This window comes from Patulibacter minatonensis DSM 18081, from assembly GCF_000519325.1.
Taxonomy (GTDB): Bacteria; Actinomycetota; Thermoleophilia; order Solirubrobacterales; family Solirubrobacteraceae; genus Patulibacter; species Patulibacter minatonensis.
In genome coordinates this window covers 4,175,134-4,200,085 of the sequence record NZ_KI912613.1, presented here as the reverse complement: position 1 = coordinate 4,200,085, position 24,952 = coordinate 4,175,134, and the positions used below count along the sequence as shown (strand labels likewise).

22 protein-coding genes are annotated in these 24,952 nt (G+C 70.8%); 19 read left to right on the top strand and 3 right to left on the bottom strand.

Features of this window, described 5'->3' with window-relative positions; genetic code table 11:
- Positions 1-15 precede the first annotated feature (15 nt).
- From PATMI_RS0119635 to PATMI_RS0119555, 17 genes are all read left to right on the top strand, one after another.
- The gene (locus PATMI_RS0119635; protein WP_026912114.1) at positions 16-249 is read left to right on the top strand and encodes a hypothetical protein; all 234 of its coding nucleotides are present in this window, start codon (positions 16-18) and stop codon (positions 247-249) included.
- A 4-nt stretch (positions 250-253) separates the two neighbouring features.
- A complete protein-coding gene (locus PATMI_RS0119630; RefSeq protein WP_026912113.1) occupies positions 254-2,275 on the top strand; it encodes a hydantoinase/oxoprolinase family protein in 2,022 nt (673 codons plus the stop codon).
- The gene (locus PATMI_RS0119625) at positions 2,272-4,221 is read left to right on the top strand and encodes a hydantoinase B/oxoprolinase family protein (protein WP_026912112.1); all 1,950 of its coding nucleotides are present in this window, start codon (positions 2,272-2,274) and stop codon (positions 4,219-4,221) included. The genes PATMI_RS0119630 and PATMI_RS0119625 overlap by 4 nt, the downstream gene beginning before the upstream one ends.
- A gap of 92 nt (positions 4,222-4,313) precedes the next feature.
- A complete protein-coding gene (locus tag PATMI_RS0119620) occupies positions 4,314-5,897 on the top strand; it encodes a class I adenylate-forming enzyme family protein (RefSeq protein WP_026912111.1) in 1,584 nt (527 codons plus the stop codon).
- Positions 5,894-6,724, top strand: coding sequence for a glucose 1-dehydrogenase (locus tag PATMI_RS0119615; RefSeq protein ID WP_211241764.1), 831 nt, complete (start codon positions 5,894-5,896; stop codon positions 6,722-6,724). Before PATMI_RS0119620 ends, PATMI_RS0119615 begins: the two co-directional genes overlap by 4 nt.
- Positions 6,725-6,794: 70 nt before the next feature.
- On the top strand, positions 6,795-7,391 hold the full coding sequence (locus tag PATMI_RS0119610; protein ID WP_026912109.1) for a TetR/AcrR family transcriptional regulator: 597 nt from the start codon (positions 6,795-6,797) through the stop codon (positions 7,389-7,391).
- Positions 7,388-8,020 (top strand): TetR/AcrR family transcriptional regulator, encoded by a 633-nt coding sequence (locus tag PATMI_RS0119605; protein WP_026912108.1) that lies wholly within the window; start codon positions 7,388-7,390, stop codon positions 8,018-8,020. The genes PATMI_RS0119610 and PATMI_RS0119605 overlap by 4 nt, the downstream gene beginning before the upstream one ends.
- A 102-nt stretch (positions 8,021-8,122) precedes the next feature.
- Positions 8,123-9,922 (top strand): acyclic terpene utilization AtuA family protein, encoded by a 1,800-nt coding sequence (locus PATMI_RS0119600; RefSeq protein ID WP_026912107.1) that lies wholly within the window; start codon positions 8,123-8,125, stop codon positions 9,920-9,922.
- Complete coding sequence (locus tag PATMI_RS0119595; RefSeq protein WP_026912106.1) at positions 9,919-11,388, top strand: acetyl-CoA carboxylase biotin carboxylase subunit; 1,470 nt, start codon at positions 9,919-9,921, stop codon at positions 11,386-11,388. The genes PATMI_RS0119600 and PATMI_RS0119595 overlap by 4 nt, the downstream gene beginning before the upstream one ends.
- Entirely contained in the window at positions 11,385-11,891 is a 507-nt protein-coding gene (locus tag PATMI_RS31810) for an acyl-CoA carboxylase biotin carboxyl carrier protein subunit (protein ID WP_036729114.1), read from the top strand. Before PATMI_RS0119595 ends, PATMI_RS31810 begins: the two co-directional genes overlap by 4 nt.
- Positions 11,891-13,492: an acyl-CoA carboxylase subunit beta gene (locus PATMI_RS0119585; protein ID WP_026912105.1), complete on the top strand. Its 1,602-nt coding sequence runs from the start codon at positions 11,891-11,893 to the stop codon at positions 13,490-13,492. Before PATMI_RS31810 ends, PATMI_RS0119585 begins: the two co-directional genes overlap by 1 nt.
- A gap of 20 nt (positions 13,493-13,512) precedes the next feature.
- Positions 13,513-14,277 (top strand): enoyl-CoA hydratase/isomerase family protein, encoded by a 765-nt coding sequence (locus PATMI_RS0119580; protein WP_026912104.1) that lies wholly within the window; start codon positions 13,513-13,515, stop codon positions 14,275-14,277.
- The gene (locus PATMI_RS0119575) at positions 14,274-15,278 is read left to right on the top strand and encodes an NAD(P)H-dependent flavin oxidoreductase (protein WP_051472414.1); all 1,005 of its coding nucleotides are present in this window, start codon (positions 14,274-14,276) and stop codon (positions 15,276-15,278) included. Before PATMI_RS0119580 ends, PATMI_RS0119575 begins: the two co-directional genes overlap by 4 nt.
- Before the next feature lie 62 nt (positions 15,279-15,340).
- A complete protein-coding gene (locus PATMI_RS0119570; protein ID WP_026912102.1) occupies positions 15,341-16,492 on the top strand; it encodes an acetyl-CoA C-acyltransferase in 1,152 nt (383 codons plus the stop codon).
- A gap of 102 nt (positions 16,493-16,594) precedes the next feature.
- Positions 16,595-17,353, top strand: a complete 759-nt coding sequence (locus PATMI_RS0119565) for an SDR family NAD(P)-dependent oxidoreductase (protein WP_026912101.1) — start codon at positions 16,595-16,597, stop codon at positions 17,351-17,353.
- A 108-nt stretch (positions 17,354-17,461) separates the two neighbouring features.
- Positions 17,462-18,478: a zinc-dependent alcohol dehydrogenase family protein gene (locus PATMI_RS0119560; protein WP_051472064.1), complete on the top strand. Its 1,017-nt coding sequence runs from the start codon at positions 17,462-17,464 to the stop codon at positions 18,476-18,478.
- A gap of 3 nt (positions 18,479-18,481) precedes the next feature.
- The gene (locus PATMI_RS0119555) at positions 18,482-19,243 is read left to right on the top strand and encodes an SDR family NAD(P)-dependent oxidoreductase (protein ID WP_026912099.1); all 762 of its coding nucleotides are present in this window, start codon (positions 18,482-18,484) and stop codon (positions 19,241-19,243) included.
- A gap of 37 nt (positions 19,244-19,280) precedes the next feature.
- Here PATMI_RS0119555 and PATMI_RS0119550 read toward each other — a convergent pair whose 3' ends face one another.
- Both PATMI_RS0119550 and PATMI_RS31805 read right to left on the bottom strand, forming a co-directional pair.
- The gene (locus PATMI_RS0119550; RefSeq protein ID WP_051472063.1) at positions 19,281-20,402 is read right to left on the bottom strand and encodes an alkene reductase; all 1,122 of its coding nucleotides are present in this window, start codon (positions 20,400-20,402) and stop codon (positions 19,281-19,283) included.
- Complete coding sequence (locus PATMI_RS31805) at positions 20,395-21,861, bottom strand: MFS transporter (RefSeq protein ID WP_084270099.1); 1,467 nt, start codon at positions 21,859-21,861, stop codon at positions 20,395-20,397. Before PATMI_RS31805 ends, PATMI_RS0119550 begins: the two co-directional genes overlap by 8 nt.
- 157 nt (positions 21,862-22,018) lie before the next feature.
- Here PATMI_RS31805 and PATMI_RS0119540 point away from each other — a divergent pair, with 157 nt between their 5' ends.
- Positions 22,019-22,612, top strand: coding sequence for a TetR/AcrR family transcriptional regulator (locus PATMI_RS0119540; protein ID WP_026912097.1), 594 nt, complete (start codon positions 22,019-22,021; stop codon positions 22,610-22,612).
- Here the strand turns inward: PATMI_RS0119540 and PATMI_RS0119535 are convergent.
- The gene (locus PATMI_RS0119535) at positions 22,596-23,336 is read right to left on the bottom strand and encodes an NAD(P)-binding domain-containing protein (protein WP_026912096.1); all 741 of its coding nucleotides are present in this window, start codon (positions 23,334-23,336) and stop codon (positions 22,596-22,598) included. The two genes, PATMI_RS0119540 and PATMI_RS0119535, sit on opposite strands and share 17 nt — an antisense overlap.
- Before the next feature lie 178 nt (positions 23,337-23,514).
- On the opposite strand from PATMI_RS0119535, the gene PATMI_RS0119530 reads away from it, so the two are divergent.
- Complete coding sequence (locus PATMI_RS0119530) at positions 23,515-24,861, top strand: NtaA/DmoA family FMN-dependent monooxygenase (RefSeq protein WP_026912095.1); 1,347 nt, start codon at positions 23,515-23,517, stop codon at positions 24,859-24,861.
- Positions 24,862-24,952: the final 91 nt, after the last annotated feature.

Below are 24,952 nucleotides of genomic sequence, written 5' to 3'. Positions count from 1 at the left end.
GAAAGAGGAGTCCGCGTGATCTACCCGCGCCCCACAGAGAAGACGCTCGCAGTCGAACGCGAGACGGTCGACGGCACCTGTCCGGAGTGCGGTGCGTCCGCACTGCAGCGGTACCCCGTGCTGAGCGAAGGCGGCTGGTTCGACGTCGTCAAGTGCCAGGAGTGCCTGTGCTCCGTGGAGCGGACCAAGGGCCCGCTGCTCGGACCCGTCCAGGTGTACTCGTCGCTCATCCCCGGATCGAAGGGCTGACCCCGTGCTCGGAGTCGATGTTGGAGGCACCTTCACGGACGTCGTGTCCGTGCAGAACGGCGTGATCACGGTCGCGAAGGTCGCGACGAACGTCGGGGAGACCCACAAGGGGGTGATCGCGGGCGCCGTCGAGCTCGGGGTCGAGAACGCCCCGGTGTTCAACCACGCCAGCACGCACGGCCTGAACGCCGTCATCACGCGGCGCCTCCCGAAGATCGGGTTCCTCACCACCGAGGGGCACCGGGACATCCCGGACATGGGTCGCGCGTGGCGTCCGCAGGAGGCGCTGACCGACCCGACGTGGACGCGCCCGTGGGGTGACGTCAACAAGCCGCTCGTGCCGCGGTACCTGCGCCGGGGCATCGCGGAGCGCCTCACCGCCGACGGTGGCACGCTGATCCCGCTGGACGAGGACCAGGCCCGTGCCGAGCTCGAGGTCCTCAAGCGCTGCGGCGTCCAGGGCGTGGCGATCTGCCTCATCAATGCCTACGTCGACGGCAAGCACGAGGTCCGTCTGGCCGAGCTCGCCCGCGAGGTCCTGGGCGACGTCCCGGTCTCGATCTCCTCGGAGGTCTCGCCGCTGGCGAAGGAGTACACCCGTGCGTCGACGACGATCGTCGACGTCTTCATGAAGCTGATCTACACGGATTACGCGCGGAAGCTCGACGACGGGCTCCGGGCCGAGGGCTTCAAGGGACAGCTGAACCTCGCGGACTGCATGGCGCGCCTCAGCCCCGTCGAGGTGGCGATGAAGACGCCGTTCAAGATCGTCTTCGCCGGTCCGGCCGCCGGCACGGTCTCCAGCGCGTACTTCGGCGAGCCCATGGGCCTCGGCAACCTGCTGTGCGCCGACATCGGCGGCACGTCCTGCGATCTCTCCGTCGTCCAGGACGGCGAGCCGTTCATCAACACGACCTTCGAGCTCGAGCACGAGCTGCTCGTCAACGCGCTCTCGACGGAGATCACGAGCATCGGCGCCGGCGGCGGCAGCATCGTCGCCATCGGCCCGAGCGGCGAGCTCACTGTCGGACCTGAGAGCGCGGGCTCCGAGCCCGGCCCGGCGTGCTACGGCCGTGGTGGCGTCCTGCCGACCACGACGGACACCTGCATGCTCATGGGGATCATCGATCCCGACGGCTTCGCCGGTGGTCGCATGAGCCTCGATCCCGCGCTCTCGAAGAAGGCGTTCGAGAGTCTCGACTCGGTGCTCCCGTTCGAGGAGCGCGTCAAGAGCGCGTACGAGGTCGGCCTGAACAACATCGCCGAGGGCCTGACCAACATCTCGGTCAAGTACGGCCTCGATCCCCGCGACTTCACCCTCGTCGCGTTCGGCGCGGCCGGCGGCATGCTGCTCCCGGCCGTGCTCGACCTCGTGCACGTCGAGCAGGTCATGATCCCGCCGCATCCCGGCGTGTTCTCGGCCCTCGGTCTGCTCTCCGCCGACCAGGTGTACTCCGCCAGTCGGAGCGCCTACACGGTGCTCACCCCCGATGCCGGTCCCAGCATCGAAGAGGTGTACCAGTCGATGGAGGCGTCGCTGCGCGAGCAGATGGGCGACCGGGCCGAGGGTGCGGAGTTCGTCCGGAGCTTCGACGGCCGACTCTACGGGCAGAGCTGGGAGACCCCGTTCATCCCTGTCGGGAGGGGTGAGATCGATGTCGCGGAGCTGATCGAGGCGTTCCACACGAACTACGAGCAGCGCGCCGGCCATCGGTTCGATCCGATCCCGGTGCAGGGCGTCACGTACCGCGTCCACGCGACGGTCGCGATCGACAAGGTCCAGTACCCCGAGCTCCCGGCACGGGACGAGGGCACGACGCTGTCGCCGATCAAGACCGTGCCGCTGAAGTACCTGAACCCGGACGAGACGGAGGCCGCGGTCTACTCCCGCGACGACCTGCGCGCCGGCGACGTCATCGAGGGTCCCGCGATCATCCGCGAGACCACGTCCACCACGTTCCTGCGCGCCGGTCAGACGGCCACCGTCGGCAGCCGCAGCGAGATCCTGATCAGGAGGGCCGCATGAGCACCACGTCCACCACCGTCAAGGCGCTGCGCGATCTCGGCGAGGACGAGTTCAAGGAGCGCTACAACACCGACCGCCTCACCGCCACGGTGCTCGCGAGCCGGTGCAGGTACGCCGTCGGGCACATGTCGACCGGCCTCGTGACCAGGGCGTTCTCCCCGATCATCCGCGACTGGTACGACTTCGCGGCGACGCTCTCGGGGCCGCCCGAGGAGGACTACGCGATGGCCGTGGCCTCGCAGAGCGTGGCGGTCTTCACCGGCCTGATGGCCGACGGCGTGCGCAACGCCGTCGAGGAGTTCGGCCCGGAGGACCTGAAGCCGGGCGACGTCCTGATGTGCAACGACCCCAACCGGATCGGCTCGCACGTCAACGACACGCTGTTCACGATGCCGATCTTCCACGAGGGGAAGCTCAGCTGCTTCGCGTCGATCCAGGCGCACCAGATGGACATGGGCGGCACGGTGCCGTACGGCTTCTCGGGCACGAAGGCCAACATCTACGAGAACGGGCTGGTGCTCCCGCCCATCCTGCTGTTCCGCGAGGGCGTGCCGGTCAAGTCGACCTTCAGCATCTTCCTCGACAACGTCCGGGCCGGCGGGATCATCCTGTCCGACCTCATGACCATCCATCAGAGCCTGCTGCTCGCGGCCCGGCTAATGGAGGAGACGCTCGAGCGCTACGGGCGCGACGCGCTCATCGGTGCCCTGCGCTTTGCCGTCGACGGCGCGGCCGAGACCATGCAGACCGCGCTGCAGGGCGTCCCGGACGGGATCTACCACGGCGAGGACACGATCGACGCCGACGGGGTGAACCCGGAGGAGTACACGATCAAGCTCCGCGTGAACAAGCGCGGTGGGCGTTGCGAGGTCGACCTGTCGGGGACGTCCCGCCAGGCGCTCGGCTCGATCAACGGTGGGTTCCTCGACGCGAAGACGATGATCGGGCTCGCGCTGCGCCTGCTGATCGATCGACGCAGCCACTACAACACCGGCAGCTACCGACACCTCGACATCGTCATACCGCCGGGCACGATGGTCAGCGCGATGCCGCCGGACAGCGCGATCTTCCTGTACTGGGAGACCACGGCTCCGCTGATCACCGCCATGTTCCGCGCCATGCAGAAGGCGCTCGGCGTTGAGGCGGTCGGCGCGGATTTCGGTTCCCTCTGCCTGCACAACGCCAACGGCCTGACGCCCGACGGCACGCCCTGGGGCTCCCAGGCGGTCGCCGGCGGCGAGCACGGACCGTGGGGCGGCTCCCGGCACGGTGACGGCGACGGCTACAACGTGCCGTTCTACGCGAACTCGTTCGATCCGCCGACCGAAGCCGCCGAGACGGACGCGCCGATGGTGATGCTGCGCAAGGAGTACGTCCCGGACACGGCCGGACCGGGCGCGAACCGCGGCGGGCACGCCGTCCGGCGCGACTCGCTCTGGCGGACGGCCGCGGACCACTACGTCATGCCGCTGCACATGCGTCACTCCAGCGGCGTGGGCGTCAACGGCGGCGGGGAAGGCTCGGTCGGAGGCGTCTGGAAGATCGAGAAGGAGCAGTTCGACGTCGCCGGGAAGCAGAAACTGCTCGGTGTCGACGAGGCCGCCTACCGGGATGCGACGCCCGTCGGGGGGCTCATGGACCCCGAGACCCATGTGCTGGACCCGGAGAACGGTGAGTTCTTCTACTTCGCCCGCAACCCGGTCTGGCAGACGCAGCCGGACGCCATGTGGCGGTACATCACGAACGGCGGCGGCGGCTGGGGCGACCCCCTCGACCGCGACCCCGAGCGCGTGAAGAACGACGTCCGCGACGGCTACTCGACGATCGGCGGTGCCCTGGAGCAGTACGGCGTCGTCGTCAGCGGCGATCCGGACCGCGATCCGGAGGGCCTGGTCCTCGACCTCGAGGCGACCGAGCGCACCCGTCAGGAGCGCCGGACCGCCTAGGCGGCCCGCTCCACATCATCCGCCGCGGGGCCGGGGCCGACGCCCCGGCCCCGCGGTCGTGTTTCAGCGAAGATCACCGAGAAGGAGTCGCCGTGAACCTCACCTGGTTCCTGGAGAAGGCATCGTGGGAGCACCCCGACAAGGAAGCGGTCGTCGACGGCGGCGGCCCGAGCGTCACGTACAGCGAGCTGCGCGACCTGTCCGGCCGCATCTCCAACGTCCTGGCGGACGAGGCGGGTGTGGGGTGGGACGACGTCGTGGTCACGCTCATGCCCGACGACCACCTGCACGTCGCGACGTTCTACGCGGCCATGCGCATCGGCGGCGTCTTCAGCGGCCTGAACCGCCGGGCGACGAAGGAGAAGCTCGTCGCGGACGTCGAGCGCTGCGGCGCGAAGGTGCTGATCGCGAGTCCGGACTACACGGGCATCGCGGAGCACCTCCGGTCGTCGTGCCCCACCCTGGGGCTCGTCCTCACCACGGAGGAGCTGCGCGAGCGGTGCTCGGGCGTCTCCGCCGAGCGAAAGATCGTCTCGCGTGCCGGCACCGACGCCGCCGCGGTGAACTTCACGGCCGGCACGTCGGGGGCGTCCAAGGGCGTCGTGATGCCCCACGGCAGCCTCGGGCCGTCCGCGATGGCGTCGGTGCTCCACGCCGGCCTCTCGAGTCGGACGCGGAACCTCTCCGTCGTCAGCATGTTCCACAGCGGCGGGATCATCGACTGCATCCGCTTCGTGTTCCTCGGCGGCACGATCGTGTGGAGCGACGGCTGGGACGCCGGCCGGGTCGTCGACCTGCTCCGGGCGCGCGGCGTCAACTCGATCTTCCACATCGTCCCCACGATGGTCCGCGACCTCATGGCCCACCCCGGGTGGGCCGATCTCGACCTGGACGGACTGAAGACGCACGTGGCCGGCGAGCCGGTCCCGCAGGACGTCTTCGACGGGCTCCGTGCCAAGGGCGCGCAGGTCGGCACGCTGTACGGCATGACCGAGTCGATGTCGATCGTCAGCGGCGTCTCCCTGTACTACGGGGAGGAGCAGGGGCTCCCTCCGCTGTCGTCGGGCCGTCCCGACCGCGACTTCTGCGAGCTCAAGCTCGCGGACCCGGTCACGGGCGAGACCCTCGAGGGCGGGGACGTCGAGGGTGAGGTCTGCATCCGCGGCGAGGTCGTGACCCCGGGGTACTTCAACGACCCCGAGCGCACCGCGGACGCCACCGACGAGGAGGGCTTCCTGCACACGCGCGACAACGCCTACCGCGACCAGGACGGCTGGCTCTACATCCGCGGGCGCACGGACGACCTCATTCTCACCGGCGGCGAGAAGCTCTCGCTGCTCGAGATCGACGAGTGCCTGCTCGCGCACCCGAAGGTCAAGGACACCGGCAGCGTCGGCGTCGAGCACGAGCGGTTCGGGACCGTCCCCGCGGCGTTCGTCGTCTTCGAGGACGACGTCGACGAGGCCGCGATCCGCGACGAGCTCGACGCGTGGTGCGTCGCGCGCATCGAGCGCTGGAAGCGTCCGCGGCTCTACGCCCGGGTCGACGAGATCCCGCGCACGGCGGCGAAGCGCACCAAGATGAACGCTGCGCTGCGCGACGAGGTCGAGGGTCTGCTCGTGCGCGAAGCCGACGGCGTGACGACCATCGGCGCGCTCCGCGCGGCCACGCGGTGACGCCGCCGGAGGGCCCGCCGGCCGACGACGCGGCAGCGCCTCCCGAGGGCGTGGAGGCCGGCGGCGGGGACGTCCCGGTCGCGATCGTCACCGGCGCCGCCCGCGGGATCGGCGCCGCGATCGCGGGCCGGCTCGCCGCCGACGGGGTGCGGGTCCTCGTGACCGACCTCGACGGCGAGGAGGCCGAGCGCACGGCGGCGCGCCTGACGGACGAGGGGCACGTCGCGCTCGCGGCGAGCCTGGACGTCGCCGATCCCGAGGCCTTCGCGTCCGTCGTCCGCGACGGGGCGGACGAGCTCGGTCCGCCGACCATCCTCGTGAACAACGCCGGCCTGACCCGCAGTGGCTTCCTGCACCGCATGAGCGACGAGGACTTCGGCCTGGTCGTCGACGTGGTCCTGCGCGGGTCGTTCAACGGGATGCGGGCCGTCGCACCATGGTTCCGTGGCGAGCCGCGGGCCGGCCGCCGGGTCGTCAACGTCAGCTCGGTCGCCGGGGTCCACGGCGCGCCGGGCGGCGCGAACTACGCCTCGGCGAAAGCCGGCGTCGTCGGACTGACGAAGGCCATGGCCGTCGAGTGGGCCCCGTACGCGGTCACCGTCAACGCCGTGGCGCCGGGGATCATCGCCACCCGCATGCTGACCGACGCCCTGTCGCCCGAGATCTACGACGCCCTCAGAGCGAAGGTTCCGATCGGGCGGATGGGCGTTCCCGACGACGTCGCCGCGGCGGTCGCCTACCTCTGCAGCGCCGACGCCGGCTACGTGACCGGCCAGGTGCTCGAGATCCACGGAGGCCTCACCGACCTCAGCCCCCCGTCGACCTGAGGACCGCGAACCGGAGGGTTCCCCGGGCGTTCACCGTCGTCCGCCGCACCGAGGGGGTAGCGTTGCGCGGATGGCCGAGGAACCGTCAAGACGCGACGCCCTGATCGCCGCCGCCGTCGAGGTCTTTTCCCGCAAAGGGTTCGCCGCGACGTCCGTGCAGGAGATCGCGGACGCCGCGGGCATCCGGAAGCCGAGCGTGTACAAGCACGTCAGCTCGAAGGAGGACCTGCTGTTCGCGATCCTCGACATCGCACACGAGCAGAGCGAGGCCCTCGTGCGCCAGGTCGAGGCGCTCGGCCTGCCGCCCCTCGAGCGGCTCTACGAGTACCTGCGCCGACACGTGCTCTCGTACCTCGAGGACGAACGGCTGCTCAACGTCTTCTTCCGCGAGTGGCGTTCGGTGCAGGATCCTGAGAGGAAGCGCCTCATCACCGAGCGGCGCCGCGGGTACGACAGGTACCTCCGAGGTCTCGTCGAGGAGTGCCGCCGCGAAACCGGTGCCGACGAGCCGCTCGACACGCGGTTCGCGAGCTTCTACATCCTCGGTGCCGTGAACGCGACCCCGGACTGGTTCCGGCACGCCGCGGGGGACTCGGCGGAGTCCGTCGCCCGGGACACGGCGCAGTTCGCGGTGAACATGATCCGCAGGACGAGGATCCCCGCGTGACCCCGCCGACGGGAAAGCGCAGAGCCGCGGCGACCGTCGCGAAGAGCGGCCGCCGCGATCGTCGCGACGAGCTGCTGGCCGCCGCGATCGGCGTCTTCTGCGACAAGGGCTTCGCCGGCGCATCGATGCAGGACATCGCCAAGGCCGTCGGGGTCCTGAAGGGCTCGCTCTACCACTACGTCTCGTCGAAGGACGAGCTGCTCGAGAACGTCTTCACCGCCGCCGGAGACGAGACCGAGCAGATGATCGAGGACGTCGAGAAACTCGACGTCGAACCCGTCGAGCGCCTCCGGACCTTCGTCCGGGCCCAGATCGACTGGTACCTGCGCGACGTCGCACGAGCCACCGTCCTGCAACGGGAATGGCGGTTCGTGGCCGGGGACGGCCGGGAGATCATCCGCGAATACCGCGGGCGCTACGAGGCGTACGTGCGCTCGCTCATCGAGGCGTGCGTCGATGCCGGGGCGACGGACGCGGACCTCGACGTCGACCACGCGATGCGCTTCGTCCTCGGCGGCGTCGAGGCCACCCCCGAGTGGTTCCGCGCCTCCGGCAGCGCCTCCGTCGAACGCGTCGGCGAGGTCTACGCCGCACTCACCCTCGGCGCGGTGCTTCGACCCCCGGACTGACCATCGCCAGCGCCAGCGGGCGAATGCGCTCACTTCGTGCACGAAATCTCCACGGGTACCAAACGACCGGTAGCATGCGCTCAGAGTCGAGAGGAGACCCGCGTGAAGAGTCAGGTTCGGATCGGTAGTTGGGCAGCGTTCTGGGGGGACACACCGCATGCGGCGCGGCAGGTCCTGCAGGTCCCAGACATCGACTACCTCGTTGGCGATCACCTCGCCGAGGTGACGATGGCGCTCCTCGCACGAGCGCGCGCGAAGGACCCGGAGGCCGGGTTCGTCGGTGACGCCGTGTCCGCCCTGACCGAGCTCCTGCCGACGATCGCAGAGCGCGGCATCAAGGTCGTGACGAACGCCGGAGCGCTGAACGCCGTGGCGATGGCGACGGCGCTGCAGGCCGCGGTCGACGAGGCCGGCGCCGGGCTCCGCGTCGCGGCCGTCCACGGCGACGACCTGCTGCCGGAGAAGGAGCGGTTCCTCGCCGACCACCCGCGCGACCTCTTCACCGACGAGGAGATCCCCGCCGAGCTCTCGTCGATGAACGCCTACCTGGGGGCGTTCCCGATCGCGCGCGCGCTCGCCGACGGTGCCGACATCGTGGTGACCGGCCGGTGCGTCGACGCCGCGGTCGTTCTCGGCCCGTTGATCCACGAGTTCGGGTGGACGGCCACCGACTACGACCTGCTCTCCGGCGGCACGCTCGTCGGGCACCTCGTCGAGTGCGGACCCCAGGGAATGGGCGGCCTCCACACCGACTGGTGGGCCGTCCCGGGCTGGGACGACATGGGCTACCCCGTGGCGGAGATCAAGGCCGACGGCACCGCGATCATCACGAAGCCGGAGGGGACCGGCGGGCTCGTGACACCCGCCACCGTCGGCGAGCAGGTCGTCTACGAGATCGGCGACCCCGGGAACTACATCACCCCGGACGTCGTCTGCGACTGGCGGAACATCTCCCTCGAGCAGGCCGGCCCGGACCGCGTCGCCGTCTCGGGGGCGAAGGGCACCCCGCCGACGACGACCTACAAGGTCACGGCGACGTACAACGACGGCTACCGCGTGATGGCCACGTGGATGTTCGCCGGTCTCGACGCCGCGGCCCGCGCCCGGCGCGCCGGCGAGGCGATGGTGAGCCGGACGGAGCGGCTGAACGCCGAGGCCGGCCTCGAGCCGCTGAGTCACGTCTCGATCGAGGTCGTCGGCGGGGGCGACCTGATCGGCGGCAGCTACGCCACCGCAGACGTCGGCGAGGCCGTCCTGAAGGTCGGTCTGCGGCACAAGGAGAAGCCGGCGCTCGAGGTGTTCGCCCGCGAGTCCGCGGCCATCGCCCTCGTCGCGATGGGCATGTCCGGTGCCTATGCCGGTCGTCCGCGTGTCGCCCCGGTGTTCGCGGTCTACCACCTGCTGACGAGCAAGGCCGCGGTCCCGGTGACCGTCGTGGTGGGCGACCAGTCGACGTCGATCGACGTCGCGCCGGGCGAGGTCGACCGTCCCGAGCCGTCTCCGACGACCGCGAGCGGACCGCCCGAGAAGCCGACGCGCGGCACCGTCGTCCCGCTGCGGCGGATCGCGTACGGGCGCAGCGGCGACAAGGGGAACAAGGCCAACATCGGTCTGATCGCGCGACGCCCCGAGTTCGTGGAGCTGATCCGCGCGCAGGTCAGCACCGAACGGGTGGCCTCCGCCTTCGAGCACCTGCTCGGCGGCCAGAAGATCGACGCCTGGGAGCTCCCGGGCATCTCGGCGTTCAACTTCCTCCTCGACGACGTCCTCGGGGGCACCGGCGGCACCTCGACGCTGCGCTACGACGCACAGGGCAAGTCGTTCGCCGCGCAGCTGCTCGGGATCCCCGTCGTCGTCCCGCACGAACTGAGCGACCTCCTCGGCCCGGGAGCACCGGCATGAAGTCCGTCCTGATCGCCAACCGCGGCGAGATCGCCGTCCGCATCCTGAAGACGCTCCACCGCGAGGGCCTGACTGGTGTGGTCGTGTACCACGAGGCCGACGCGGAGTCGCTGGCCGTCAAGCTCGCCGACAAGGCCGTCGAGCTCCATGGCTCGCCGCCCGTCTCGGCCTACCTCGACGTCGAGCAGATCATCGCGGCCGCGAAGAGCTCCGAGGCCGACGCGGTCCACCCCGGCTTCGGGTTCCTCGCCGAGAACGGCGACTTCGCGCAGGCCGTCATCGACGCCGGACTGATCTGGGTCGGCCCGAAGCCGGACGCGATCCGGTCGATGGGCGACAAGATCGAGGCCAAGCGCCTGGCCGAGGAGGCCGGGGTGCCGATCCTCCCCGGATCGCCGGGCGCGCTCGCCGACGTCGACGACGCCGTCGAGTGGGCGGAGAAGATCGGCTACCCGGTGCTCCTGAAGGCGAGCGCAGGCGGGGGCGGCAAGGGCATGCGCATCGCGCACGACCGCGCCGAGTGCATCGACGCGTTCACCAGCGCCTCGAACGAGGCCCGGGCGTCCTTCGGCGACGGTCGCGTCTTCGTCGAGCGCTTCGTCGAGCGACCGCGCCACATCGAGGTGCAGGTCCTCGCCGACCAGCACGGTGCCGCCGTCCACCTGGGCGAGCGCGAGTGCTCGATCCAGCGCCGCTACCAGAAGGTGGTGGAGGAGGCACCGTCGCCGGTCGTGGACGAGGAGACCCGTCAGCGAATCGGCGCGCAGGCCGTATCCCTCGCGCAGACGGTCGGATACGCCTCCGCCGGCACGGTCGAGCTCGTGATGGACGAGCAGGGCGAGGCGTACTTCCTCGAGATGAACACCCGCCTGCAGGTCGAGCATCCGGTCACCGAGCTGGTCACGGGCATCGACATCGTCTCCGAGCAGCTCCGCATCGCGCGGGGCGAGGAGCTCGGGTACGACCAGGACGCGATCTCGATCACCGGCAGCGCGATCGAGTGTCGCGTCTACGCGGAGAACCCCGACGAGGACTTCGCGCCGGAGACCGGGACGCTGCACCTCGTGCACTTCCCGTCCGGCGAGGGCGTCCGCGTCGACCACGGCGTGCAGAGCGGACAGGTCGTCGGCGCGGCGTTCGACCCGATGATCGCCAAGGTCGTCGGCTTCGGGGCCGACCGGACCGAGGCGATCGCGAAGATCCGGAAGGCGCTGCGCGAGACCGTCCTCCTCGGCCTGACGACGAACACCGCCTACCTCGAGCGCATCGTCGGCCACCGGGACTTCATCTCGGGGGCCACCCACACCGGCTTCCTGGCGCTCTACGAGGACGAGCTCGCTACGCCTCCTCTGGAGGTCGACGAGGAGCGCGCGCTCATCTGCGCAGCAGCCCTCGCAAGTCCCTGGTTCGACGAGCGGCACACGCTGTCGACCGTCCATTCCGCCCTCGGGGGGTGGCGCGCATGATCCGCATCGGTGAGAACGAGATCCAGGTCGTCCGCAAGGCGGATGGCAGCGCAACGGTCTGGATCGACGGCGTCGCGCAGGACGCCGCGCTGCGGGACGGACCCGCCGGCGCCGACCTGCAGGTCGGCGACCGCAGCGAACGGATCTGGTACGTCGTCGACGGCGACACGGTCTACGTGCACGCCTTCGGCCGGGCGCACGCCGTCCCGGTCGTCGACCCGGAGGAGCGCAAGGCGCGCGAGGCCGGGGGCGAGGACACCGTCGTCGCACCCACCCCCGGGACGGTCGTGACCGTGAGCGTCGCCGACGGCGACGAGGTCCAGGACCGCCAGGTGCTCCTCGTCATCGAGAGCATGAAGATGCAGAGCGAGATCACCGCTTCGCGCGCGGGCGTCGTCGAGCGCGTGCACCTGCAGGTCGGCGAGTCGTTCGAGAAGGGCGCCGCCCTGGTCTCGCTCGTCGCAGAAGACGAAGAAGCCGCAGAGGAAGAGGAGATCGCCTGATGCGACGCCTGGTGTCGAACGTCGACACAACGTCCGACCAGTTCCGGACGAACCGCGAGGCCAACCTGGGCCTCGCCGCCGACCTGAAGAAGCATCTGGACGCTGCGCGGTACGACCGCCCCGAGCGGTCGCTGAAGCGCCTCGAGGAGCGCGGCAAGCTCACGGTCCGCCAGCGGTTGGAGCTGCTCCTGGACCCCGGGACGCCCTTCCTGGAGCTCTCCCCGCTCGCCGCCATGGATGCGTACAACGGCGACGCCCCGCAGGGGCTCGTCGTGACGGGGATCGGGATCATCAACGGCCGTGAGGTCATGATCACCGCCGGCGACTCGTCGCTGAAGGGCGGCTCGTGGTACCCGCTGTCGGTCCACAAGATCGTCCGCGCGCTGAAGATCGCCCTGAGAAACCGCCTGCCGGTGCTCAACCTCGTCGACTCCGGCGGCGCGTTCCTGCCGCTGGGCGATGAGATCTACGCGGCCGGCGGCCACATCTACTACAGCCTCTGCCGCCTGAGCGCTGAAGGCATCCCGACCCTGGCGCTCACGCTCGGACCGGCCACCGCCGGCGGGGCGTACCTGCCCACGCTGTGCGACCAGTCGATCATCGTCCGTGACACCGGCTTCGTCTTCCTCGCCGGCCCGCCGTTGGTGAAGGCCGCCACGGGCGAGGACGTCACGAACGAGGAGCTCGGCGGCGCCGACATGCACGCCGGGGTCTCCGGCACCTCCGACTATGCGGTCGACGACGAACGTGAGGGCCTCGCGCTCTGCCGCGAGATCGTCGGCACCTGGCCCAAGCAGACCAAGACCGACGTCGACCGGCGCGAGATCGAGGAGCCGTTCTACGACCCCGACGAGCTCTACGGGATCGTCCCGGACGACATCAAGAAGCAGTTCGACGTCCGCGAAGTCATCGCCCGCATCGTCGACGGTTCGCGCTTCGTGGAGTTCAAGCCGGACTACGGCGACACGATGGTGACCGGCTGGGCCTACCTCATGGGCATGAAGATCGGGATCCTCGGCAACAACGGGGTGCTGTTCTCCGAGGCCGCCAACAAGGCGTCGCAGTTCATGCAGCTCTGCGACCGCGACGGCGTGCCGCTGCTGTTCCTGCACAACATCACCGGCTTCATGGTCGGCCTGGAGTACGAGCGGGGCGGCATCACGAAGAACGGCGCGAAGATGCTCATGGTCCAGGCGAACGTGACGGTGCCGAAGATCTCGGTCTACGTCAACGCCTCGCAGGGTGCGGGCAACTATGCGATGGCCGGCCCGGCCTGGGACCCGCGGTTCGTCTTCGCGTGGCCCAACTCCCGGTCGTCGATCATGGGTGCCGAGCAGGCGGTCAACGTGCTGACGCAGGTCCGCATCGCGAACCTCAAGCGCGAGGAGCAGCGCGAGCCGACCGACGAGGAGGTCGCGCGGATCCGGGACGACGTCGGCGACTACTTCGAGCGCACGTCGCACCCGTACCACCTGACCTCCGAGCTGCGCGACGACGGGCTCATCGACCCGACCGACACGCGCGCCGTCCTCGGCCTGGCGTTCGAGGCCGCCCTGAACGCACCCATCACCCGCACGCCCGGTGGCGTGCTGCGCATCTGATCCCCGAAGAGGAGCAACACGTGTCCGAACACATCAAGTACGAGGTCCGCGACGGGATCGCGTGGCTCACCATCGATCGCCCGGAGGCCCGCAACGCGCTGAACAAGGCGATGCGTGACGCGTTCCGCGACGCCGCCGAGTCGTTCGCGGCGGACGACGACGCGGCGGTCCTCGTCGTCACGGGAGCCGGGGACAAGGCGTTCTGCGCCGGGGCGGACCTGAAGGAGATGTCCCAGGACAAGATGGGCGTCCCGCCGAAGAACCTGTTCCTGGACTTCATCACCGACCTGAAGACCGACAAGCCGACGATCGCCGCCGTCAACGGCCACGCGTTCGCGGGCGGGTTCCGGATCGCGCAGATGTGCGACCTCGTGATCTCCGCCGACCATGCGACGTACGCGATCTCCGAGCCGAAGGTCGGCCGCGGGGCCCCGTGGGCGTCGCCGCTGGCGTGGATCGTCGGGCCGCGCGTCGCGCTCGAGCTCCTGACCACGGCGCAGCCGATCTCGTGCGAGCGGGCCTACCAGGTGGGCCTGGTCAACCGGGTCGTCCCGCACGCCGAGCTGCTGGACGCGGCCGAGGAGATGGCCAAGGCGATCGCCAAGAACGCCCCGCTGTCCGTTCGCGCCGGCAAGAAGATGGTCTACCAGTCCGCGTCGCTCGGGCTGATGGAGGGCTACGAGGCGGCCGACGAGCTCTGGGAGCACGTCTACCTCTCCGACGACGCCCAGGAGGGGCCGCTGGCGTTCCGCGAGAAGCGCGCCCCGAAGTGGACCGCGTCGTGAGCCTGAGCACCCGCTTCACCGAGCTCGTCGGCATCGAGCATCCCGTCGTCCAGGAGGGGCTCGGGCCGTACCGGCTCGTGCACCTGGCCGCCGCGGTCTCGAACGCCGGCGGCCTCGGTACGGTGAGCATGCCGGGCATGACCGACCTCGACGGGGCCCGCGTGCTGCGCGGGTACATCGAGGAAGCCTGCACCATGACCGACAAGCCGTTCGCCGTGAACGTGCCGGTCGGTGCGGACTCGTCGGGCAAGGTCCTGCCGTTCAGCGCGGCCTACGTGCAGGCCGTCGTCGACGCCCGCGCCGATCCGGAGATCGCGAAGCGGCTGAAGGTCATCACGACCTCCGCGGGTGCGCCGTCGGTGGTCCGGCCGATCATCGAGGGCAGCGGGCTCGTCCACCTGCACAAGGTCGGTGGCACCCGGCAGGCGCTCCGCGCGCAATCCGACGGCGTCGACGCGATCATCGCGTCGGGCTACGAGGCGGGGGGCCACACCCACTCGCGTCCCGTCCACACGATCGTCCTCGGCCCGAACGTCACCGAGGCGGTCGACATCCCGGTCGTGCTGGCCGGCGGCATCCGCGACGGCCGGACGGTCGCCGCGGCGTTCGCCCTCGGCGCCGACGCGGTGGCGATGGGCACGCGCTTCGTCGCCAGCCACGACAACCCGGACTGGAACGAGGCCTACGCGAAAGCCGTCGTCGAGGCGGGTGAGGGCGACGACGTCGTCTTCAAGGCCGTCTACGGGCCGTCGCGGGCCCTCCGCACGCCGGGGCTCGCCGAGCTCGCCGAGCTCGAGGAGACCGGTGCGTTCGCGGACGTCGACGCGGTCACGCAGTGGAAGGACCAGCGCCTGATCTCCGCGCAGCGCGACGGCGACATCGACGGCGGCATCCTGCCGATGGGCCAGGTGGCCTCCGGCATCAAGGATCTGATCCACGTCGCCGAGTACGTGCCCGGCGTCATGGCCGACGCCCGGCGGGTCCTCGCCGGGCTGCAGTAGATCGACACCGACACTGACGGCGCCGGGGACATCGCTCCGGCGCCGACCACGAGGAGAGCACCGTGCCTGAAGCTGTGATCGTCGATGCCGTCCGTACGCCCATCGGGCGTGCGGTGAAGGGGTCGCTGAAGGACGTCCGCGCGGACGAGCTGGCGGCAGCGCCGATCCGGGCGCTGATCGAGCGCAACCCGGGGGTGGACTTCGCGGAGACCGTCGACGTTCTGATGGGTGCGGCGGCCGGCGACGGTGAGCATGGCCAGAACATCGCGCGGACGGCGTCGCTGTTGGCGGGGCTGCCGTTCGAGGTTCCGGGTGCGACGACGAACCGGTTCTGTGCGTCGTCGTTGCACACGATCCGCACCGCGTTCCATGCGATCAGGGCGGGGGAGGGCGAGCAGTTCATCGCCGCCGGCGTCGAAGCCGTCTCGCGGTACCAGACCGAGACGCCGTGGGAGCGGAACCCGAAGCTGGACGGCTCCGACGGCGCGCTCTGCGACGTGTACATCCCGATGGGCCTGACGGCGGAGAACGTCGCGAAGCAGTGGAAGGTCTCCCGCGAGGCGCAGGACGCGTGGGCGGCGAAGAGCCAGCAGCGTGCGGTCGCGGCGCGGGACTCGGGGCACTTCGAGAAGGAGATCGTGCCGTTCACCCTGGAGGACGGCACGGTCGTCTCGCAGGACGACGGGCCGCGTCCGGGGACGACGGTCGAGAAGCTCGCGGGTCTGAAGCCGGTGTTCGACCCGGAGAACGGCACGGTCACGGCGGGCAACGCGTGCCCGTTGAACGACGGTGCGGCGGCGACGCTGATCATGAGCGCCGAGAAGGCCGAGAAGCTCGGTCTGACGCCGCGCGCGCGGATCATCGCGACGTCGGTCGCGGCGCTGCGTCCGGAAATCATGGGCGTCGGCCCGATCCCCGCGATCCAGAAGCTCCTCGCAGCCACCGGCATGAAGATCGAGGACGTCGACATCGTCGAGATCAACGAGGCGTTCGCCGCGCAGATCGTGCCGTGCATGGACGAGCTGGGGATCGACGCGGAGCAGCTCAACCCGTTCGGCGGCGCGATCGCCCTCGGCCACCCCTTCGGCATGACCGGCGCGCGCATCATGACGACGTTGATCAACGGCCTGGAGGCCAAAGACGGCCGCTACGGCATCGAGTCGATGTGCGTCGCCGGCGGCCTGGGCATGGCTGCGCTCATCGAACGTATCTGAGGGCCGAGCGGCCCGGCCCTTCGCGGGGCCACCGGGCCCTGCGCAGGTGCGGATGCACGGGCGCGCTCACCGAATCACCACCACCAGGCGAAGGGAACAGCGATGACAGGATTGTTGGACGGCAAGGTCGCGATCGTGACGGGCGCCGGCGGCGGCATCGGGCGGGTGACGGTGCGCGCGCTGCTCGAGGACGGCGCCCGCGTCGTCGTCTCGGAGCTGTCGGAGGAGACGGGCCGCGCGACGCTCGACGAGCTCGGTGCCGGCGGCGACGCGATCTTCGTGCAGAACGACGTCACCGACCTGGCCTCGAACGAGCGGGCGGTCGCGGCGGCGGTCGAGGCGTTCGGACGCCTCGACGTCGCGTTCAACAACGCGGGCATCGACGACGGTGGCCTCGACGTCGCCGACATGCCGGTCGAGCGCTTCGAGCGCGTGATCGCGGTCAACCTCATCGGCGTCTTCCTGAGCATGAAGGCCCAGCTCCCGCAGATGCTGGCCCAGGGCGGGGGATCGATCATCAACTGCGCCTCCGTGGCCGGTCTGATGTCGCTCACGCAGCAGAGCGCGTACATCACCTCGAAGCACGGGGTGATCGGGCTGACGAAGGCGGCGGCCAACGACTACTCGTCCCGGGGGATCCGCGTCAACGCGGTCTGTCCCGGCGTCATCAACACCCCGATGGTCGAGGAGGCGGGGCGCCTGCACCCGGGCTTCATCGAGAGCCTGACCCCGAAGCACCTGATCGGCCGCATCGGGGAGTCCCGCGAGATCGCCGACGCCGTGGTCTGGCTGGGGTCGGACCGCTCGTCGTTCGTCACGGGCGCGTCGATCCCGGTCGACGGCGGGTACAGCGCGCACTGAGCGTCACGAAGCACCACGAGAGGGAGCACCCATGCAGCACCACACCGCAGACGAGCACCGGCGCGCGGTCGTTCATCGCACTCCGCGGACCGGATCGAGGCGCATCTGATGACCGTCGCCATTGCGCGCGTCGGCGCACCGCCGACACTCGAGTCCCTCGTCGTCGAGACCGGCGAGGAGCCGTCGGTCGGGCCCGGACAGATCAAGGTCCGCTGGCGCGCGCTGTCCCTGAACTTCCACGACTACGCCGTCGCCGCGGGCCTGATGCCGGCGGACGGCGGGCGCATCCCAGTGTCCGACGGCGCCGGCGAGGTCCTGGAGGTCGGTGACGGCGTCACGGCCTGGAAGCCCGGCGACCACGTGATGAGCACGTTCTTCCCGGACTGGATCGACGGCGAGCCCACCCTCGAGACGACCACGCGGGTCCTCGGCGACTCCGTGGACGGGTGCGCGGCCGAGGTGAGCGTCCTGCCCGAGGGGTGGGTGACGCGCATGCCCGAGGGCTGGTCCTTCCAGGAGGCGGCGACGCTCCCGTGCGCCGGGGTCAGCGCCTGGCGGGCGCTCTACGACATCGCGGACCTCCAGCCCGGGCAGTCGGTGCTGGTGCAGGGCAGTGGCGGCGTGTCGATCTTCGCGCTCCAGTTCGCGAAGGCCACCGGCGCGACCGTCTACGCGACGACGTCGTCGGACGAGAAGGCGCAGAAGCTGCGCGACCTCGGTGCCGACCACGTCGTCAACTACCGCACCGACGAGACCTGGGGCGACACCGTCCGGGACCTGACCGAGGGGGGCGTGGACCTCGTCGTCGAGGTCGGCGGGCCGGACACGATCGGGCAGTCGATCGCGGCCTGCCGCTACGGCGGCCACATCGTGCTCGTCGGACTCCTGACGGGCATGGACGCCACGATCTTCCTCCCCGCCCTGATGTACAAGCAGCAGCGGCTCCGGCCCCTCGCCTGTGCGAGCCATGCGCACCAGGAGCAGTTCGTCGAGTTCCTCTCGACCGTCGACGTCAAGCCCGTCATCGACCGGTCGTTCGCGTTCTCCGAGATCGGTGACGCACTCGGCCACCTCGTGGCCGGCAAGCACTTCGGCAAGATCACCATCGACCTCGAGAAGGACTGACCCGTGACGGATCGCGTGAAGGGCAAGGTCGCCGTGGTCACCGGCGGTGGATCCGGGATCGGCCGGGAGACGGCGCTGCTGCTCGCCCGCGAGGGGGCGACCGTCGTGGTCGTCGACATCGACGAGGCCGGGGCCGAGGAGACCGCGCAGCTGATCTCGGGCGAGGGCGGGACCGCCGGCGCCCTCTCGGGCGACATCGGCGATCCCGCGTCGATCGACGCGTTCGTCGCGACGATCGGCGAGCAGCACGACGCGGTCGACATCCTCGTCAACAACGCGGGGGTCTTCGACAACGGGCAGCCCTTCGCCGACTCCACCGGCGACGACCTCGACCGGGTGCTGCGCATCAACGTGACCGGCACGTTCCTCGTGACGAAGGCGCTGCTGCCGATGCTCCTCGCGGCCGGCGGGAAGGCCGCGGTCGTCAACCTCTCCTCGGTCGCTGCGGTGATCGGCAACGCGGGCGGTGTCTCCTACACCACCTCGAAGCACGCCGTCCACGGCATGACCAAGTCGCTGGCCATCGAGCTCGGACCGCAGGGCATCCGGGTCAACGCCGTGCTGCCGGGTGCGATCCGCACCCCGATGACCGCCGCGCTCCTGGGGCCCGAGAGCCCCGCCGTCCCGGTGTACGAGGGCGTCCCCGCCGGTCGGATCGCGGGTCCCGAGGACGTGGCCAAGGTCATCGCGTTCCTGGCGAGCGACGAGGCGGACTTCGTGCACGGTGCCGGGTACGTGGTCGACGGTGGGCTGACGATCGTCTGAGCGCACCGGCCTCGGGCGGCAGGCGGGTGCGTCCGACCTACGGGCGGGCGGCGTCGGCGTCGCGCTCGGCGGGCGGGTAGTCGACGTAGCCCGCGTCGCCGCCGCCGTAGAACGTGGCGACGTCGGGCTCCGCGAGCGGGTGGTCGGCGGCGAGTCGCCGCACGAGGTCGGGGTTGGCGATGAAGTGCCTGCCGAACGCGGCGACGTCGATGAGGTCGCGAGCGATGAGGTCGGTGGCCTCGGTCTTGTCGAGGCCGCCCGCGAGAAGCAGGACGCCGCTGTAGATCGACCGGAACGCGCGCAGGAACCCCTCGTCGATGCGCTCCCCGTCCGGTCGCTGGTCGTTGAGGTGGACGTAGACGACGCCCCGCTCCTGGAGCTCGCGCGCGAGCAGCAGGTAGGTGTCGACGGTCTCGGCGTACGCGGCGTTGTCGAAGCCGCGGCCGAACGGCGAGAGCCGGATGCCGACCCTGTCGGCGCCGACGGCCGCGGCGACCGCGTCGACGAGCTCGATCGCGAGGCGGCTGCGGTTCTCGATCGAGCCGCCGTAGCGGTCCTCGCGCCGGTTGATGTTCGGGTTCAGGAACTGCTCCACGAGATACCCGTTGGCACCGTGGATCTCGACGCCGTCGAATCCCGCGTCGATCGCGTTGCGCGCCGCCGCGGCGAAGTCCCCGACGACGTCGGCGATCTCGGCGAGCTCGAGCGCGCGCGGCGGGGTGGCCCGGACGAACCCGGGCACGCCGTCCTCGAGGGTCGCGAACACGCGGTTGTCCGGGTCGTCCGCGAGCGGTGTCGCGGACGAGCTGACCGGCGAACCGCCACCGGGCTGCAGCGCCGCGTGCGACAACCGGCCGACGTGCCAGAGCTGCGCGAAGACGTGTCCGCCCTCGGCGTGCACCCGCTCCGTCACGAGGCGCCAACCGGCGGTCTGCTCCGGGGTCCAGATCCCCGGGACGGAGACGCCACCCCGGGCCTGCTCGGACACCGTGGTCCCCTCGGTGACGATGAGCCCCGCGGTCGCCCGCTGGCCGTAGTACCGGGCCGTCATGGCGTCGGCGCGCTCGTCGGGGCGGCGCCCGCGGGTCATCGGGGCCATCGCGATCCGGTTCGCGAGGGTGGCCGGGCCGAGGCGGATCGGGTCGAACAGGTCAGGCATGGGAGTGGGCCTTCTTGCGGGGACGGGCGTCGGTCGCGGGCGCCGCGTCGGGCTCGTCCTGGACGACGAACGCGGCGACAAGAGCGGCGGCCAGCACGATGCCCGCGGCGATGACGTACGCGACGTGGAAGCCCGAGTTCAGGGCGTCCGTCGCGTTCGCGCTGCCCGCGAGCTCCGACGCCGTGCGGTCCGCGGCGAACGTGGCGAGGACCGAGAGGGCCACGGCCCCGCCGATCTGCTGGGAGGTGTTGATGAGACCGGAGGCCACCCCGGAGTCCTGTGCGGTCGAGCTCGACATCGCGAGGCCCATGATCGACGGGAAGCTCATGCCCGCACCGAAGCCGACGAGCAGCATCGCGGGCATCAGGTTCGCGACGTAGCTGCCGTCGACCGGGGTCTGCGTGAGGAGGAGGGCGCCGGCCGCGACGCACAGGAGGCCGCCGATCAGGGCGACGCGCGCCCCGAAGCGCTCCTTCGCGGGCTGGGCGAGCTTGGTGGAGACCGTGCCGTTGACGACGGTGAGCGGCAGGAACGCGAGGCCGATCGCGAAGGGGCTGTAGCCAAGGATCTCGCCGGTGTAGCGGGCGCCGAAGAAGAAGACCGCGAACACCCCGGCGAGCAGCCCGAGCACGATCAGGTTCGCGCCCGTCACGTCGCGGGAGCGGAAGATCCGCAGCGGAACCAGCGGATGGGCGGTGCGGGCCTGACGCAGGACGAAGCCCGCGACCAGCACGAGGGCCACCGCTCCGAACCCGAGGGTCGAGGACGAGCCCCAGCCCTCGCGCTCGGCTCCGACGATGGCGTAGACGGCGATCATCAGGCCGGCGGTGAGCAGGACGCCGCCGGTGACGTCGACCCGGTGGTCGCGCAGCCCCAACCCGGGACGGTGCGGGACGAGGCGGGTGGCCAGCAGGACGGTCGCCACGCCGACGGGCAGATTGACGAAGAAGATCCAGTGCCACGACAGGACGTCGGTCAGCAGGCCGCCGAGCAGCAGCCCCAACGAGCCGCCGGCGGTCGCGACGAAGGCGTAGACGCCGATCGCCTTGCCCTGCGCCCGGGGCTCCTGGAACATCGTGATGATCATCCCGAGGATCACCGACGAGCCGAGGGCGCCGCCGACGCCCTGCAGGAAGCGCGCGGCGATGAGGACCTCCTGGCTCTGCGCCAGCCCGCAGAGCAGGGAGGCGAGCGTGAAGAGCGACATGCCCCAGAGGAACATGCGGCGTTGACCGATCAGGTCACCGATGCGACCCGACAGCATCAGCAGGCCACCGAACGGGATGAGGTAGGCGTTCAGGACCCAGGTGAGGGTGCTGTCGGAGAAGTCGAGGTCGTCCTTCAGGACGGGCAGCGCGGTGTTCACGATCGTGCTGTCGAGCACGATCATGAGCATGCCGAGGCACAGGACGTAGAGCGCGAGCAGGTCGCGGCGTTCGGTGTGTGGATGGGTGCTCATCGGGGTCCTCGTGGAGCGCGTGGGCGGAGGTGCGCCGCAGGGCCGCTGGACCTCGGGCGTCCGAGGTGCGATCGTTCGTCCGGCGGAGGTGGTCTCCGTTTCGCTTCGGACAATACGGAGACTATCTCCGGTTCGTCAAGGGAGAGGTGGGGCACAGATGGGTGAGACGAGTGGCGGCGTGCGTCGGGAGCGCAAGGACAAGGCGCGAAACCGGGAGCACATCCTGGAGGTCGCCGACGAGTACTTCTCCGCGGCGGACGTGAGCGGCTCGCTCGACGCGATCGCCAAGCGCGCCGGGGTGGGGGCGGGCACCCTGTACCGCCACTTCCCCACCCGCGAGGCCCTGCTCGCCGCGCTCCTGCAGGCCCGCAACGAGGTGCTTGCGGATCGCCGTGACGAGATCTGGGCCGAAGGGCACGATCCGGGTGTCGCGCTCGGGCTCTGGCTCGAGGCCATCGACGAGTGGCTCTCGGCGTTCAGGGGACTCCCGGAGCCCCTGCGTACTGCCCTGTCGGACGAGGCCTCGCCCCTGGCGATCACGTGCCAGGGCTTCGTCACGGACACCGACGAGTTCTTGGTGCCGGCCCAGCGTCAGGGTCAGGCGCAGCCCGGTGTGCGGGGGCGGGACCTCTTCCTCGGCGCGCTGGCCACCTCGTGGGCGCGCGGCGCCGTGATGGCCGACGACGCCTCCGCGGAGTCGCTGAAGGAGCTCCTCCGCAGAGGGTGGGCGGCCCCTACGCCACCCGCGTGATCGCACGGTTGAGGGCCAGGATCTCGCTCCCCGTCACGTTTCCGTCCCAGGTCGCGAAGACGGCCATGACGAGGTCCCGCCGCGTCGGGGCGATGGCGGCGTCCCCGCGCGCGAGCGCTGCTTCCAGGGCGTCCCGGGTGAGGTCGGTGCAGTAGGCCGGGTTGCCCGGCTGGATCCGCCAGGTGTTGTCGAGGCCGCCGATGTCGTAGGCGTCGAAGCCGGTGATGTCGGTGAGGGTCGCCGCGATCCGCCGCGCGTCGGGGTCGTCGCCGGCGACGGGGATCGCGATCCGTCCCGGCGTGCCGGCCGGCACGCCGCGTTCGGCGAGCGTGCCGGCGAGGACCGCGTTCCACGCGCGGGCGACGGGGCGCCCGAGCTGCTCGCCGATCCAGTGCGCCTCGAGCTGCCCGGCGTCGAGGGCGGCGATCCGCCCGTCCCGCTGGGGGTAGTAGTTGGCGGTGTCGACGACCGGCACGTCGGCAGGGACCGCGGCGAGGACCGGCCGCAGGCTCTGCAGCCGGTTCAGCGGGATCGACGTGACGACCACTTCGACGCTCCGCACGGCCTCCTCGGCGGTGGTCGCTCGCGCACCCAGCGACGCCGCGAGATCGGCGATCGTCTCCGGGCCTCGCGAGTTCGCGAGCGCGACGTCGTGGCCGTGAGCGGCGAACGCTCCGGCGAGCGTGCTGCCGATGGACCCGGCTCCGAGAACGGCGATCTTCATGGTGGACTCCTTCGTCGTGCTGCACCGCCCTGTCATGAAGCGGAGACAGTCTCCTTGTAAAACGGAGACTAGCTCCTTATCGTCATGGGTGTGCGGTCGGCGACCTCCGAGGACGTCGCGGCGGCATCGCGGTCCTCGGGGCCCGCGACACGGGAGCACGACGTTCAAAGGACGCTGCATGGCAGGGAAGACGATGATCCTGGGGCTCGGGATGACGGCCGGGTACGGCACGCTCGCCGATTCCTGGCGGGCCCCGCACGTGGACCCGGGCAACTACGCGAAGGTCGAGGCGAACGTCCGCTACGCGCAGGCGGCCGAACGGGGAGGGTTCTCGTTCCTCTTCACCCCGGATTTCCCGGCCGTCCGCGGGGACGTCGAGGCCGACGGCATCCAGAACGTCCTCGAGCCGATGATGGTCCTGGCCGCGATCTCGCAGGCGACGGAGCGGATCGGCTTCGTGGCGACGGGATCGACCACGTTCCAGGAGCCGTTCAACACCGCGCGCCAGTTCAAGGCGCTCGACGTGATGAGCCACGGCCGCGCCGGGTGGAACGCCGTCACCACGAGCGACCCGACGGTCGCGGCCAACTACGGCAGGTCCGTCGCGGGTCGCGCCGAGCGGTACGGGCGTGCGCACGAGGCGATCCAGATCGTCCAGGCGCTCTGGGGGAGCTGGGAACAGGACGCCTGGCTCCAGGACCAGGCCGCCGGCCGATTCCTCGACGCGTCGAAGCTCCGGCCCGTCAACCTCCGGGGTGAGCACGTCGCCTCGCGCGGCCCGCTGCCGATCCCGCCGTCGGAGCAGGGCCAGCCGGTGATCTTCGCCTCCGGGGGGCCCAGCCCGCACCTCCTCGAGCTCGCCGGCCGCTACGCGAGCGGCTTCATCGCCGAGGTGTGGACGATCGAGGAGGCGCGGGCACAGCGGGACCTCGTGCGGGACGCGGCCGCGCAGGCGGGACGCGATCCCGACGACGTCAAGTACTTCCCCGGACTCATGACGACGGTCGCCCCGACCACGCGGGAGGGGCTCGACCGCCGCCTGGCGCTGGGCGGCGACGTCGTCGACGCACGCCTTCCCCACCTCGGAGCGCTGCTGGGCCTGCGCATCGACCCGAGCCGCTACGACGAGCCGCTCACCGCGGAGCAGCTGGCCGCGGCCCGGGCGTCCCCGGGCGACCCCCGGTCCGGTATCGCGCTCAGGGTCGCCCGGGAGGGATGGTCCCCGCGCGACGCCCTCGCCCACGGGGTGATCGACTACCACCCGACCACGGTCGGCCCTGCGGCGGTCCACGCGGACCACCTGCAGGACTGGCTGGAGGCCGGCGCCGCCGACGGGTTCTGGATCCTCCCCGACGTCTACGAGGACGGCGTCGACGCGTTCGTGGACGAGGTCGTGCCCGAGCTCCGTCGACGCGGGATCTACCCGGAGGAGTATGCGGGCGCGACGCTTCGCGAGAACCTCGGGGTCCCGCACCAGTACGGGATCGACGCCCGCATCGCGCTGGGAGCGACGGCACGGAGCTGAGCCCGTCGGGAGGGCATGCGCGTCGGGACGCGGTTCTGACAGATCCAACCGTTTGGTAGCCTCGCGGTCCCGGGCATCGTCCGTGCCCGGA

Bases quoted from the DNA above. Each gene is read 5' to 3' on its own strand.
- PATMI_RS0119595 (WP_026912106.1), top strand. From the start codon at position 9,919: ATGAAGTCCGTCCTGATCGCCAACCGCGGCGAGATCGCCGTCCGCATC.
- PATMI_RS0119550 (WP_051472063.1), bottom strand. From the start codon at position 20,402: ATGCCTGACCTGTTCGACCCGATCCGCCTCGGCCCGGCCACCCTCGCG.
- PATMI_RS0119560 (WP_051472064.1), top strand. From the start codon at position 17,462: ATGACCGTCGCCATTGCGCGCGTCGGCGCACCGCCGACACTCGAGTCC.
- PATMI_RS0119530 (WP_026912095.1), top strand. From the start codon at position 23,515: ATGGCAGGGAAGACGATGATCCTGGGGCTCGGGATGACGGCCGGGTAC.
- PATMI_RS0119565 (WP_026912101.1), top strand. From the start codon at position 16,595: ATGACAGGATTGTTGGACGGCAAGGTCGCGATCGTGACGGGCGCCGGC.
- PATMI_RS31810 (WP_036729114.1), top strand. From the start codon at position 11,385: ATGATCCGCATCGGTGAGAACGAGATCCAGGTCGTCCGCAAGGCGGAT.
- PATMI_RS0119610 (WP_026912109.1), top strand. From the start codon at position 6,795: ATGGCCGAGGAACCGTCAAGACGCGACGCCCTGATCGCCGCCGCCGTC.
- PATMI_RS0119540 (WP_026912097.1), top strand. From the start codon at position 22,019: ATGGGTGAGACGAGTGGCGGCGTGCGTCGGGAGCGCAAGGACAAGGCG.
- PATMI_RS0119585 (WP_026912105.1), top strand. From the start codon at position 11,891: ATGCGACGCCTGGTGTCGAACGTCGACACAACGTCCGACCAGTTCCGG.
- PATMI_RS0119625 (WP_026912112.1), top strand. From the start codon at position 2,272: ATGAGCACCACGTCCACCACCGTCAAGGCGCTGCGCGATCTCGGCGAG.
- PATMI_RS0119535 (WP_026912096.1), bottom strand. From the start codon at position 23,336: ATGAAGATCGCCGTTCTCGGAGCCGGGTCCATCGGCAGCACGCTCGCC.
- PATMI_RS31805 (WP_084270099.1), bottom strand. From the start codon at position 21,861: ATGAGCACCCATCCACACACCGAACGCCGCGACCTGCTCGCGCTCTAC.